General features: G+C 48.3%; 7 protein-coding genes. 3 read left to right on the top strand and 4 right to left on the bottom strand.

The genetic code is table 11. The annotated features are described in order from the left end of the window. Nucleotides 1-66 precede the first annotated feature (66 nt). Nucleotides 67-1,509, top strand: coding sequence for a response regulator (locus tag ABE504_RS09290; RefSeq protein ID WP_430087472.1), 1,443 nt, complete (start codon nucleotides 67-69; stop codon nucleotides 1,507-1,509). A 152-nt stretch (nucleotides 1,510-1,661) separates the two neighbouring features. Next, on the top strand, nucleotides 1,662-3,287 hold the full coding sequence (locus tag ABE504_RS09285) for a sensor histidine kinase (RefSeq protein ID WP_430087470.1): 1,626 nt from the start codon (nucleotides 1,662-1,664) through the stop codon (nucleotides 3,285-3,287). A 36-nt stretch (nucleotides 3,288-3,323) separates the two neighbouring features. Here ABE504_RS09285 and ABE504_RS09280 read toward each other — a convergent pair whose 3' ends face one another. From ABE504_RS09280 to ABE504_RS09270, 3 genes are all read right to left on the bottom strand, one after another. Next, nucleotides 3,324-4,718 carry a sulfatase family protein gene (locus ABE504_RS09280; protein WP_430087468.1) on the bottom strand — a complete coding sequence of 465 codons (1,395 nt, stop codon included), beginning with the start codon at nucleotides 4,716-4,718 and terminating at the stop codon, nucleotides 3,324-3,326. 45 nt (nucleotides 4,719-4,763) lie between these two features. After that, nucleotides 4,764-5,477, bottom strand: coding sequence for a helix-turn-helix domain-containing protein (locus tag ABE504_RS09275; RefSeq protein WP_430087466.1), 714 nt, complete (start codon nucleotides 5,475-5,477; stop codon nucleotides 4,764-4,766). A gap of 144 nt (nucleotides 5,478-5,621) precedes the next feature. After that, entirely contained in the window at nucleotides 5,622-6,485 is an 864-nt protein-coding gene (locus ABE504_RS09270; RefSeq protein ID WP_430087464.1) for an AraC family transcriptional regulator, read from the bottom strand. 128 nt (nucleotides 6,486-6,613) lie between these two features. On the opposite strand from ABE504_RS09270, the gene ABE504_RS09265 reads away from it, so the two are divergent. Next, nucleotides 6,614-8,611, top strand: coding sequence for a beta-galactosidase (locus tag ABE504_RS09265; RefSeq protein WP_430087463.1), 1,998 nt, complete (start codon nucleotides 6,614-6,616; stop codon nucleotides 8,609-8,611). Nucleotides 8,612-8,685: 74 nt separating this feature from the next. On the opposite strand, the gene ABE504_RS09260 is transcribed toward ABE504_RS09265, so the two are convergent. After that, complete coding sequence (locus ABE504_RS09260) at nucleotides 8,686-14,241, bottom strand: S-layer homology domain-containing protein (RefSeq protein WP_430087461.1); 5,556 nt, start codon at nucleotides 14,239-14,241, stop codon at nucleotides 8,686-8,688. Nucleotides 14,242-14,292 lie beyond the last annotated feature (51 nt).

The following is a 14,292-nucleotide window of genomic DNA, read 5'->3' as shown; positions in this document are numbered from 1 at the left end:
ATTCTCTATACTTGAGGAGTAGGTTTATGGTATAAGCTACAATATATAACCTAAGGAGGGGGTACTTTGTTTCGTGTCATCCTGGTAGATGATGAAAAATGGATCGTCGAGGGTCTTAAAACAGGTGTGGATTGGAATAAATATAAGTTTCAGCTCGTGGGAGACGCAGCCAATGGAAAGGAAGCACTTGAGCTCGTCCGGGAACATCATCCGGACGTCGTCATAACTGACATCAGGATGCCGGAAATGAATGGATTAGAGCTGATCAAGCATGGAAAAATCATATCTCCCGGCACATTGTTCGTCGTTTTGAGCGGGCACGCTGACTTTGCTTATGCCCAGAAGGCGCTGAACTATGGAACCTTCGGCTATTGCCTGAAGCCGTTTGAAATTGAAGAAATCCACTTGATGCTCAAGCGATTAGCGGAAACCTTGTCCGTTAAACAGAGATCCTCGAAATTTCTGCACACCAATGATATTTATGAAGCCCTAAGCACAGGCAGTCAAGAGAAACTGCAGTCTCTCTTGACGACACAAGGGATCCGTATTAGCGCACATTCGCCTATCATCCCTATTGTCATACAAGGTCTTGAAAGCTTGCATGTGCGTCAAGAAATCCGCCATCTCCACTTTCAAATGAGTATGCGAAGATGCGGCGTGTTTGTCTATGCCTCCCAATTGAAAGATTTTATTACCGATTTGAACGATACTAATGGTTCGCTGCCCATCGGCATCAGCATCGGAATCGGCCCTGCCGCGACCTGCGTCAGTGAACTGGAAGCGTCCCTAGATGCGGCATCGCTGGCTTCCTTAGGCAGTTTTGCCACAGGAAAGCCTGGTGTCTATTCGCTTGCTGCTTCTGCCGATAATGGATTGAACCAGCTGCTGAACGCCATTACAGATGCGATAAAACGAAGAGACCGCATAGAGTTTGTTACCTGCATGGATAAAGCCCGGGATTATTTTCGTGAAAGTAAATTTCAAATAAAAGAGGCCTATGTACTCTTTACCTCTGTCATGTACCTTTCAAATCGGAATGACGTTCAGTCTTCCGGAAAATATTTCGAAGGATATGAGCAGTTGTGCAAACATTTTGGAACGGCCAACGTCATGATCGATTACCTTCTCGAACAGTCACAGGAATATTTCTCGACTTCCGGTACTGATTCTATATCTGGCATTTCCCATAAAAAAATAAAGGATATGCTTTCCTATATCCACCAAAATTTCACTGAAGAATTGACCATCCAGGGTATGTCGGAGCAATTTTCCCTGAGTTCCAATTATTTATGTCATCTCTTTAAAAAGGAAGTGGGCGAGAACTTCGTGGAGTATGTTTCCCGGCTGAGAATGCAATATGCTTGCAAGCTTCTTGCCGAGACCGATTCCCCCATTCATCTTATTAGCGAAAAATGCGGATTTCACGATTATTTTTACTTTACGAGGATTTTCAAAAGAATGAACGGCATGACGCCTACACAGTATAGAGAGAAAGCAACGACGCTATGAAAACCTTTAAAAAGCTCTCCATTCGCATACAGGCACTGCTCATCGGGGTCATTATCATCACCATGATCCCCGTTATCATCGGAATGGTGTATTGGCAATCAAGCGCTATGATTGTCGAACAGCATAACCAATATAATACGGAGCTCGTCTCCTTGATCAAGCAGCGCATCTCCAAAAACTATACAGATATATCCAGCTTGATGACGAATATCGGTTACGAGCAAACCGTACAAAGCTTTTTAACGGAAAGCGACAGCCTGAGCATCTATGAACTCTCCAAAAAGATCGAAAGCTTGATGGGCGTATTGAAAAATACCAACAGAGATATCCTCGATATCGTACTTATCAGCGAGGCAGGCAAATATACCTCTCTGGCCGGCAACATTCAATATGCCATCGAAACGAAGGAAGATATCGGGAGCGACGGCGAGGTCCATTACTCTGGTTTCCGCAAAGCAACTCCCGCCAATAATCGGGATATGGTTCTATTTGGCATGAACGTTTTCTATACAGGCAATAAACAGATCTACGGAACTAAGATCGGTTATATCATGGTCGCTTTAGATGCAAGTTCGATACAAACCGAATTGCAAAATTACCCTCAGCTGAAGGGAACTAGTATTTACATGCTGGATCCCGATGGCATCGTATATACCAATGCCGATCCTTATACTCAGTTGGATGATAGTCAGCTTGAAAGGTTACGCGGTATTGGTAACCACTCCTCAATTGAAACGTTAGCAGGTAAACGAAGCTCTATTCAGTCCTTCAACCTGCCAGAGATTGACGGTGCCATTATCATCGCCGTTCCGATCAGCAGCCTTACTCAAAAACTGGAACAGTTGAAGAAGGCAAGCTATATATTGCTCGTCGTCACATTCCTTGTGATTGCCATTCCGTATATTACGGTTATGATGAACATTTTAAAGCCTTTAGCCAAATTAATATCTTTCATGAAGAGGGTAAAGGGCGGCGATCTCAATGTCTTGCATGCCAAGGTTTCGCTGGAAGGGTATGCGGAAATTGAAGTCATCTCCCATGAATTCAATACGATGCTGGAACGCATCAACCATTTGACGGATAACCTTGTGCAGACGAAGACGCAACTTTATCAAGCAGAACTTGAGAAACAGCGCGCCGAATTTTCCTATTTGCAAAGTCAGATTAATCCACATTTCCTAAGCAATACACTGGACGCCATCAAGGGCATCTCCCTTGTTAGAGGCGTTAAAGAGATTTATGAAATGACAAATTCACTCAGCCGGATCATGCGATACAGCATGCAAGGCGCGATCGAAGTCCGCTTGGAAGAAGAATTGAATGTCGTCAAAGCGTTTGTCAACATTCATCAAGGCAGATTTCCAGGGAAAATCTCATTCGAGCAATATTGCCCGCCTGACATCCTTTCAGCGACGATTCCCAAGATGAGCATACAACCCCTCGTTGAAAATGCCCTGAGCCACGGCTTGGAGGCAAGTTCCAAGAAAGGGCGAATTATCTTAAATGCGTATGTCAACAGCGAAGAAAACCTGGAGATTGTCGTGACGGACAACGGGGTGGGCATCGAACCCGATCGGTTGTCACAATTGACCCAGATGTTAAATACGAACGAGGTTTCCCTCAACAAGCACATCGGCATTCGAAATGTCCATAATCGGCTCTGGCTGAAACATGGAAAGCCTTACGGCGTCAAAATCCACAGCGTTGCTGGGCTCGGTACGGAAGTTATTCTTACTTTACCGCTGCCGTCTTCCAGTAATCCTCGCCATAATGAATAAGAGCAGGACGCCGCGGCGTCCTGCTCTTATTCGTTTTCATTTATTTTGCCATTCCAAATATTCTCTTGCATGCAAGGGACCGCCTTCTTTCATGACCGTCCATAAAGGATCGTTATCATGCTCCATGGTCGACATCATTTCATCATGCCATTCATTAAGCAAGTAGACGGCTTGCATACAAATCTCGCGCTTTTCGTTCGCTAAATTCTTCTGTTCGTACGGATCGTTCTCCAGATCGAAGAGCATCTCCTTCGGAAATCCGTGATGCCCGTCATGATAGCTGCGAATATAAAGCCAATTCTCGAACCTTACGCTGCGCTGGCACACATGCGCGCATTGCGACAGGACAAGATAATCTCTGCCCGTCGAAGCGCCTTCTGTGATCGTTGCCGCATAACTTGTCCCATCCCAGTAATCCGATGCCGGAGCTCCAAGAAGCTGAGCCAGCGTTGGAGCGAGATCAATCTGATAGTGCAATCCATCGTCGGCGATTCCCTGAACGCCGCCGTTAGGCCAACGAATAATCATTGGTATGTGGCAAGTGCCTTGATCGGCCGTTCCATGCTCCGAATAAATGCCCAGTTCACCCATATTTTCCGCATGATCGGCGCTAATCAAAATTGCGGTGTCTTCCATAAGACCGAGTTCTTCCAGCTTCCCGATCACTTGTCCAATGTGCGCGTCCATATAACGAATCGCCGTATCGTAATTATCGAGGATGACCCGCAAATCGTTGTACTGTTCAATCTGCTTGCTGTGGCGCTGATGCTTGTAATAATGGGACAGAGCCAGCTTATTCATATCCTCGATGCTGTGTTGGCCCTGCTTCTGTTTATGCTGTGCAAATACTTCCTCGGTAATCCAAGCTGGCATCGGTTCATGTTCAAAAGGGTTGCCAAACTCATCCGGTGTCCGATAAGGCGTATGCGGATCCCAGAAATTCAAATGCAGAAACCAGTTCTCTTTTCCAGCATTGTCCTCCAGCCACTTCAGCGCGATCGGAAGCACGTCCTCAGCCGCTTCATGTCCCTTATGCCCGTTATTGAACACTTCGTTAAATCCCGCATTAAAAGTCCATAAAGAATGGCGCTCGGAGAACGTGCTGATTGACGCCGTTTTATATCCTAGCTTACGCAGCATGCCCGGCAGACTTTCCTTGCCCAAGCGGTCGCTGAAGCCTCGGCTGACGCCTTCGTGCCGCATATCCGCCGCCGTCCCCCCATGTCCAACGACGCCATTGTGAATGCCGAACCTTCCGGACATCAGCGCCGTCCGGGAGGGCGCACAGGGGGCGTCCGAACAATAATAATTGGTGAAGCGAACACCATCTTTCGCAATCGAGTCAATATGTGGAGAAGTGTTGCGATGGTAACCGTAACAGCCGAGATGATCGGGACGCAGCGAGTCCAAGTCTAGATATAGGATATTCATTCATCATCACTCCTGCTTCTTTTTGATACTTATCATAATTGAATCTTAAGTATCCTGCCATGTAAAGACGACGCTTGTTTTTGTATGAATGATACTTTTCCTATACTGATTCGGGGATACGTCAAAGACCTTGCGAAATGCTCGATTAAAATGCGCAGCATCGTAATAACCGCATTTTTGTGCGATATGCTCCATTGTATTTCCTGGATTTTCAAGCATTTTTTTGGCTTGCAGCAAGCGCAGCTTCTGATGCATCTGTATGGGGGTAATTCCGTAAATCTTTTGAAAAGCACGGCCAAAGTAAACGGGGTTCATGTGGTACAGATGAGCCAATTCCTCCCGGGTTATCGGGACATCCAATCGCTGCTCCATGTAATGAAGCGCTTTATTAAAACGGTCTATTTCGTAAGGATCCTGAGCAAGACGCCTTTCTCCGATCTTCGAACTCTCGATAATCTCATGTAGTAAAAAAAAGACCAGGAAGCTGGCTTGAATAACTCGCGCCTCACCGTCTTCCTGCAGCCAAATGCTTCTTAACTCATCGAACTTGCTCTCGTATAGCAAGGGGTCCCGCAGCTTAATCACTTTATCGAGCAGGCAAACCCGAAAAAAATCATCATCCTCAAGCACATGTAAGTCAATATTGAAGAAATAGTGGATCCCTTCCGTCCGTGCAATCACACTAAACGGAGCGTTAGGCCCGTGGATCATGACATCCCCCGATCGGGCCGCATACTCCTTGCCATCACGCGTTGTCATGATTTCCCCCTTTTTGATGAAGGATACGGTATAGCAGGATTGCATATAATCACAAATCACCCGGGATTGATACTGCACTCTTTTGACATCGAACACCTTCAAGCCAATTAGATTGTTTATCATTAGGCCAAGTCCTCTCCCGAACTATCGAGCTTTCGGTACGCCAGTCTTCCTGTACAGATCGGGCGTCATGCCTGTCGTCTTGCGAAACATCCGGATGAAATAGTTCGTTTCCATTCCAATACGTGCAGCAATATCCTTGACGGTAATGCCCTCATGCGAGCTCATCAGACCTATTGCTTTATCCAGCCGAATTTTTTGAACATATTGCAGCATGCTGATCCCGTAGGCTTTGTGAAAAAGGCGGTTCAAATATTGATGCGTGTATCCGAGCGAAGAGGCAACGTTGGAGAGCGTCACATTTTCATTATAGTGCTCATTCAAGTACAGCACCGCCTGGTTGACAACGTCAGCCCCCGCGGGAGACGTGTTCAGGGATGCATCCAGCGCATGTTCGGTTTTCCTTTCGACTGCCTGCATCCGATTCAGGTCTACGAACAAGCTGTATAATGACCGGGCCGCTTCCCACTCCGCGCCTGCTTCATTCACATCGCCGATCATCCAGATGCGATCCAAATGCTCCCAGACCAGGTCCGCCTCGGTCAGACTCTTTAGCTGGCAAGCTTCCATTTCAAAATGCTCCAGTAGCTGCCCCATTTTTTCGCCTGCGAACGAGACGTATCCAACCTCCCAAGGCTCTTCCGATATCGGATAGTATTCATGAGGCAGATTGGCAGGCATGAGCATGTATTGATACGGCCCGAAGAGGAAAATTTCCTTGCCAAAAAGATGAACCCGTCCCTGTCCACCTCGAACGAAGAGGAGCTGAACCGTTGAAAATCCGTCAGGCCTAATCATATGGCTTTGTTTATTATAGCCGACCGTATGCACATACAAGGGCATTCGGTCGGTTGGGGGCGGCAAGAAACGAATTGTTCGAACAGGCAAATCCCCATCCCTCCCTCGATTATATTCAATTTGTTATATATATTTTCAAAACATACGATTCCAAATAATCCTTTATTATTATAACATTTTACCAGAACCCAAACAACAGAAGGAAGGATACATTCAAAATGTTATATGGAACATGTTATTACCCTGAGCAACGTGAAGCCACCCGCTGGGCAGAAGATTTGCGCTTAATGGCGAAAGCTGGAATGAACGCAATGCGGGTAGGCGAATTTGCATGGAAGCGATTTGAGCCTGTCCCGGGCAGTTATGATTTCCGATGGTTGGACGCTTTTCTCGAATTGGCCAGCGTTTATTCAATTGGCCTCGTACTCTGCCCGCCTCTGCGTACGATACCGGCGTGGCTCGCGGAACAGGACCCTGCACTGATGATTGAGACGAAGGAGGGACATCGGCTGGCATATGCCAGCCGGTATACCTTTTGCATCAATCACCCGCTTCTCAGGGAGAAGTCCCATCAGCTCGCGTCCGCATTAGCTGCGCGTTACGGCAGTGATCCCCGCGTCATCGGCTGGCATCTCGATAACGAAATCGGTGATGAACCCGACTGTCACTGTGCCATTTGCACAAGCAAATGGCAGCAATGGCTGGAACATCGATATGGTGAAGTGGATCAGCTAAATCGCGCATGGGGGACCGTTTTCTGGGGGATGGAAGTTGACCATTTCGGTCAAATACCTACGCCCCGCATAACCAAAGCCGACTACAATCCGTCCTTTGTACAATCCTGGCGTCAATTTCGCAGTGATTGCAATGTGGACATTACCCGCTTGCTGTCCGAAGCCATCCGTCCCTTCCTAAGCAGCGGCAGCCAATATGTAACGACAAACAATCAGATGCTTTGGAACAACCGTACCGACTACTTTGAAATGGCGAGACATCTGGACATAACTGGAACGAACTATTACCCGCCTTACGGAGATAACTCCCGTGCGCTTGCGTTTGGTTTGGCAGTCAACCGCGGTTGCAAGAAGGCGCCGTTTCATGTCTACGAGCTGCGAAACGGAGGGCATGCGATCCCAGGGGCAAGCAACAATACACCTGCGCCCGGCGAACTGGAACGATTAACGATGCACACCATCGCGAATGGTGCAGACGGTGTTTTTTATTTCCCCTGGAAACAGTTCCCATTCGGTTGTGAGCAAAATCACGGCGCCTTAACCGACTATGACGGTAAGCCGACCCGACTGTACGATGAGTGCTCCAGCATCGGGGAACGTCTTCAACAACTATCGCCAGTCATAGGGGGTTCTCAGGTTGTCAGCGATATCGCCATCCTCTATGATTACCCGTGCCGCTGGCATGTGGAGGAGCCATCCGGTTGGATGGGCGATAACCAGTTATATGTGCAGACCTGCAACACCCTCTACCAAACGGTGCGCAAGCTAGGTTTCAACTGCGATGCCGTCGGACGAAGCGGCGATTTTTCGGCATACAAGCTGCTCCTTGTTCCGATGCTGGCCATTGTCGACGATGAACTCGTAGCGAAACTGCAGCAGTATGCCTCCGCCGGAGGCGTCATCGTGTTTCATCCGATGAGTGGCATCAAAAATGCCGATGCCGTGTATTACCCGGAACGCCTGCACCTCGGGATGATCCAATTGATTGGCTCCACAACAGCGGAGACCGCTACTTCAGGGTCAGAGAACAGCGTGAAATTTCGCTGGCGGGAGCGTACATATGCCTGCGGAATGTTTCACGAGTTAATTGTACCGACAAGCGCCCAAACGGCAGGCGAGTTCGTCGATCAATGGTTCGAAGGCTCGGCTGCTGTGACGAGCCATACTGTTGACGAAGGCCGCGTCTGGTTTATTGCCACATTTGCCGAGGAGAAATTTTACAAGGATTTGATCAGTTTCCTTTGTCAGGAGATCGGTATATCCCCTCTCCTTGGCGCAGTGCCTCCTGATGCCGTAGAAGTCTCGATGCGGCAAAGTGCTGACGGGACGAAATACATATTTATTCTGAATGGCTCCGGTGCAGAAACAGCGATCACACTCCCGCACGCAATGACAGATATTTGGAATAAGGAGCCGGTCGAAGGAACCCTTTGCCTGAAACCTTATCAAGTTCGAATCATAACTGACCTCAGAACCATCTAACGAAAAGGAGGCCGCCCGTTTCGTCATTTCCATGACGTACAGGCGGCCTCTACCTTTTTGAACCTACAATCGCTTTATGGATTCATCATAGCCAACACCCTGCTTACGATGACCGCAGCTTGCGCTCGAGTGCTGACGGCCGTTGGAGCAAACGTGCCTTCTTTTACACCGTTTAAGACGCCATTTTGCTGCAAAAGGGCCACGGCTTCGATGGCATAGTCAGCAATCTGCGCACGGTCCGCGAACAAAGCCGCATCCGTTGACGACTTGAGGGTAAGATTCAAGAATTTGGCCATTCTGTAGACGAGTACAGCCATATCCTGCCGGCTGATTGCTTCATTCACGCCAAAGCTGCCATCTGCTTTGCCTTGTACAATGCCGAGCTGTAATGCCCTTCCAATGGAAGCCGAGTACCACGAATCCGCCTGTACATCGTTGAAGGCAGCGTTCGTATTCGTATGCTCATTCGATAAACTGAAGCCATTCATCAGCATATGGATGAATTGCGCCCGTGTGACAATATCGTCCGGTCGGAATTCCCCTTCGGACACGCCGCTTATTACTTCCCTTGCTGCTAGTCCTTCTATGGCTGCTTTCGCCCAAGGTACACTGTCCAAATCATTGAAGGAAGCGGCAACTGGCATCACCACATATTTACTGAAATGGCTGGGACTAAAAGCAACCTGTCCGGTAGCAGCATGATATACCCCGTTCTTAACGACCTCAAGCTTTCCTTCGTCGTTCACATAGTACGCGACGATTCGTTCGGGAACTTCCCCCTTCGTCAACGTATACGGGACAGAGACCGCTACTGAGCGCGAGTCATTAAATGTGCTGATGCGCTTATCATCTAAGCTCAATTGAAAATCAAGTATCGTATTTCCTCCTATTTTCCGCTGCAAATCCTCCGACAGCACGCCAACATCGATCTTGGATACGACAAGCTGGATAGACGACGACATACTTCCCATATGCGTATTAAGCAACTCAGATGAAAGAGATACGGTAGCCAGACCTGTATGGATTCGGACGGTGCTGACGCCATGTTCGACAATAGCGCGAAGCTGCTGCGCCGGAAGGGCAACGAGCACCTCCTTAGCGATTCCCGTCGTCTTCACGACGATTTCGAGCGTTTGGTTATGCATATTCTGAAGTGCTTGCTGCAACACGTCTTCCCCAATTTTCACACTCGCCGTTCCGTTAGCATCGACAGGCACGTTATTCGCATCGACCGATACCTGAGCGGGTACAGTCGTCGGCGTTGACGGACTTGGCGGTGTTTCCGGTGTAGAAGTCTCTGCCGTATTCACCGCATGCTCCTGCAAATAGGCAGTTGCAAACAGATTTACTTCATTCACCAACTGACTGTTGACGGTTCCATCCTTCAATGCCGGCAGTAACCTTGGCTTAATCGCCGCCTGCCATACCCCTGATGCTGTTGCAGTATCCGCAACGCCTTCCTTCAGCCCGATTCGCTGCAGTGTATTCAGATCGGCTGTACGCTGATTTAAATACGTCTTTAGAAACCGGTTGTACGCTACGCCTGTAAACTCCGCATTCAGTTCATTCCATACATAAGCTGCATCTGAAGGGTCTTGCGCCGAAGCCAGCATAACCGGATACGAAGGCTGGTCGATGATCGATGTGTAACCCGTCGCTTTTGGCCCCATAGGAAACATTAAATCGACCCAACTTTCTTTGCTCATGGTGTAATCTCCTGCTGGAATCGCGATATCCCGCACATCCGTAATGACCGGCACTTTAGCAGGCTGTCCGAGGAACGTACCGTCCTGCATCGTCACCGTTGCTTCTTGCGTCTTGTCCGCTATCTGTAAACGCTCGACTGTCTGGTTATACGGCATGACCATAAATAACAGATTGCCTTTACGGAATTGCTCGAGATACCAATCGTCTGTCGCCCCTTCCGGCTTCTCGGCAATAAGCCCGTCTTGGTACAAATAATGATACAGCTCCACCGCATCCATAAAGTTGGCGTTGTTGATCTGCACGTCACCATTCACGGCCTTGTTCAGATTAACCAGATCAGCCTCGTTCGACGCTAACATTTGCCTAAACAATCCATCCGTATCCGCAAGCAAGTATTTTCCGCTCTGTCCTGCGTTTTTAAGTTTCTCGCCGATCTCTTTCAGCTTACTCCAGTTCCATCCGTTGTTTTGCTGAAGCGCTGCGAGATCATCGGCTGCGCCAACCGCCGCTAAGGCTGTTTTATTAGCAAACATCCCCGTGCTGGATAAGGTTGGCCCGGCATACATCCCGTAAATGTTATTACTTAGAGAGCTCATTGCCATATAAGCTTTGTTCCATTTTCTTTCGGTAAAGTCGAATTCCTCGAAGGAACTGGCGGGTACGATCATATTCGCCTTTACCAGCCCCGACCACGTCCATTCATCAGGCACGACTAGAATATCGGGCATATCAGCGACAGTTTCTCCTGACTTCACTTTCGCAATGTTCGTCATCAACTGCTCTTTTGTCCAGTTCAGATCAGGTACGAACTTTAACGTGACATGATTGTCCTTCTGTATTCTTGCCACACGCCGGTTCCATAACTCAAGCTCATAATCCCGGGAGAAATAAGCGCCGATATCTCCCGCTTTCATCGGATTCAAATTGCCCGAAGCATCCTTCGTGTAGGCAAAGCCGATATTGTTGTATGGCTGCGGAACCGGACTCGTCGTTCCTTGGATCCAGCCGATCGTAACCGTTTTTCCGTTCAAATCACGCGCTGGCTTCTTGGCATATTGGGGATCGCCTGTCAGTCTGACATCCTGCGCATCTTCAACACCCGCTTGATAACTGTTCGCTGCGTTCATCGTCCCCAATTCCCAGAAGTACAGATCCGCCATGCCGCCGCCAATCTCCAGCGTCATCTCATATTTGCCGTTTCCACGGTCTGTTAGGGGTACTTTAACAATCTCGCCGTTTAATCGACTCACCTTACGCAATTTGCCTGGATCGATGCCGCTGCTCAAATCGAAGGTTACCTTGATTTGCTGTCTCGTTTCATTACTGGAGCCCTTCTGTTCCTCTGCCGGGAGCCCTTCGCCGCTGGTCAAACCATTCAATATCATGAAATATTTAGGTGCCGTCGAAGTAAAAAATTGTGTGGTATCGATGCCCGGAAGCGGATCGAAATATCCGATAAACACATCGCCGTTCAGTCCGTTGTTCGCGACTCCGATGTTCTTAACATCGATGCTGTCGATAAAAGCTTGATCGCCCGCTTTGCTCCACGCGGGATTGCCGGCGGGACGAGCGTTCGACACTGCTGTACCATTGGACAAATGCTGTCCAGGCACGATTCTGACATCGGTACTATTAATTCGAATCAAATGCTCACCCAAGTTTTTACTTTGTCTCACCATTTCTTTATACAAATCAAACGTATAGTACTTATTGATGTTTCCGTTCTCATCCATCCGGTAATCATTGAAGATATAGGCCGGATTCTGGTCAAGCCAGGCAAACATGCTCAGCCATTTCGCACCGAACGTCCAGTTGGAGAATGCCTCCAGATTAATTTGGGATTCCGTCATTTCATACCAGCCGTCTCCCCGCTTCTCCGGCGTGGCCGCCCCCGGCCCCGTTCTCCATGCCTGCATATATTTACCGAACGGAATCGGAGATTTCCCAGAACCGTCATAGCCCTCCGCAGCGATCTTCCGATAACGATTCAAATCGTCATAGAAGGGGATAACGGTACCTCCAACCTCCTGCGATTGCCGTGATTCCCGCCAGTAATACATGTCATACGTAATGAAATCGGGCTTAGCCGTCCTTACGTATTTGCGCAGCATGTCTTCGTTAAACGTCGAAATCATGCTCATTTCGGGTGTTGGTGTATTGCCGACTTCGTTATGATGCACGAGCACATCGGGATACTGCTTTTTAGACACATCAAACCAATCCTTAATGATCTGCGTCAACGTATCTGAATAATTTTCCTCGTCGCCAAAGCCCACGTTAACTAAATTATCCTTATTCGCCAATTGTTCAGCGGTTAGAAAGCCATTGTCCTGCTCATCTTGCGTCGGGGACCCTACCTTGCCGGAATCGAACTTCTTGATCGCATCGCTTTCGAAATACGAGGACGATAAATGACTTGCATACGGCCCAAATGCAATTCCCCATTTCAAATCAGGCACTTCTTTGTGAATTTCAGAGTTGTATTCGGGAGCATCATGATACTGCACGGCTGTAAGCCCCAAATCCTTTATCGCCGCTCCGGACGGATACTTCTGCCACGACTTAAGTGCATACGCCTCATCTGTAGCGGTCCACGATTGAATTTGCAGCCCTTGTTTGATAAAAAGCTCGCTGCCCCTCGAAAGCTTTGAAGCCGTCAATGGCACGTCCCCGGTTCCTCTTATCTCCATGCTCACATCATCGATAAAAGCTGTGCTGCCTGCGGCCGTATTGAACTCGATATACGCCCGATCTATGCCTGCTCCCGTTTCAAAATCGTAATGAAACGTCGACCAGTCCGAATTCTGGATCTGCGTGTGCTCGATGTAGTTCATGATGTCTTGCCTATCGTTCGGATTATTATTGCGGTAACCAGAAATGCGAAAGCTTAATTTATTACTTGTATTCGCAACCTTAGCCGAAAACACAATACGGTATGCCGTGGAAGGCTGCAGCCCTGTCTTGACGTAACGGACCGTGGCGGGCAATGAACTGCTTTTCCCAAGCTTAAGTGAGTAAACACCTGATTTTTTATCCGCATTCGTTATTTCCGCGTTTCCATCGGTGCTAATGAAGCCATCTGTCTTCGCTGGATCCGTATATACGGCTTCAGTTACATTTTCAAAGTCGACGCTCATGACCGCATTAGGATTGGCCTCTTGGCCAGGAGTAGGCGTAGGAGTTGGCGCAGGTGGCTCTGTATCCAGCACTTTTTCCAGACGAATATGATCCACATAAACGAGTGGTTTTGTCGTACTTCCTGCATTCGCCCAAAAAGCGATTTTGACGTGCGGATCAATCGCTTGCGTCGGCGTAAATTCTAGTGAGATTTCTTTCCACTCGGCCGTAGACAAGCCCATATCGGCAGATTTTAGCATTTGACTGCTTCCTGTGGTATAGTTCAGGGCATCGAAACTCTTGACGCCGAACTGAAAAGCCCCTCCACCGCCTGATCGCATGACAGCGCTGAGTCGGTACGTAGCATTCTTGTCGAGTCCATCGACCTTATAGATGACGTTAATCGGACCTCCGCCAGTGGCATTTACTTTGCCGAACTGCAAGTAGCCGGTCCCATCATACGATTGACCCGACTCGTAGACTGCTTGCGCCACATCGATTACGCCGCTTGCATCGGAGATGCCGCCGGAAGTGACGATAAGCTTGTTGACCGGCGCAGATGTATCGTCCGCTCCAAAATTAAGCAGCGGATCGCTCTTTATATGTATATTATCATCGCTCGGTGATAACTCATTGAAATCCGCACCCGGCAGCGGAACGCTCTCCAAATATTTGCCTGTATTCGGGTCGTATCGATACGAAGCCGCCTGCGTATGCGGAATCTCTAGCAGCAAACTGCTCAGTAATTGTAAAAACATGACCATTACAACAACGATAGATAGCTTTTGCATGAATCTAGTCGTCATTCCCTTACCTCCCAAAATGAAAATCAATCTCACCTTACTAAGCGCCAATAA

Source organism: Paenibacillus oryzisoli, assembly GCF_050467285.1.
Classification (GTDB): domain Bacteria; phylum Bacillota; class Bacilli; order Paenibacillales; family NBRC-103111; genus Paenibacillus_E; species Paenibacillus_E oryzisoli_A.
This window is presented reverse-complemented; position numbering and strand designations above follow the sequence as displayed.

Excerpts from the sequence above, each read along its gene's own strand:
- ABE504_RS09265 (WP_430087463.1), top strand. The coding sequence starts at position 6,614 with ATGTTATATGGAACATGTTATTACCCTGAGCAACGTGAAGCCACCCGC.
- ABE504_RS09280 (WP_430087468.1), bottom strand. The coding sequence starts at position 4,718 with ATGAATATCCTATATCTAGACTTGGACTCGCTGCGTCCCGATCATCTC.
- ABE504_RS09260 (WP_430087461.1), bottom strand. The coding sequence starts at position 14,241 with ATGACGACTAGATTCATGCAAAAGCTATCTATCGTTGTTGTAATGGTC.
- ABE504_RS09275 (WP_430087466.1), bottom strand. The coding sequence starts at position 5,477 with ATGACAACGCGTGATGGCAAGGAGTATGCGGCCCGATCGGGGGATGTC.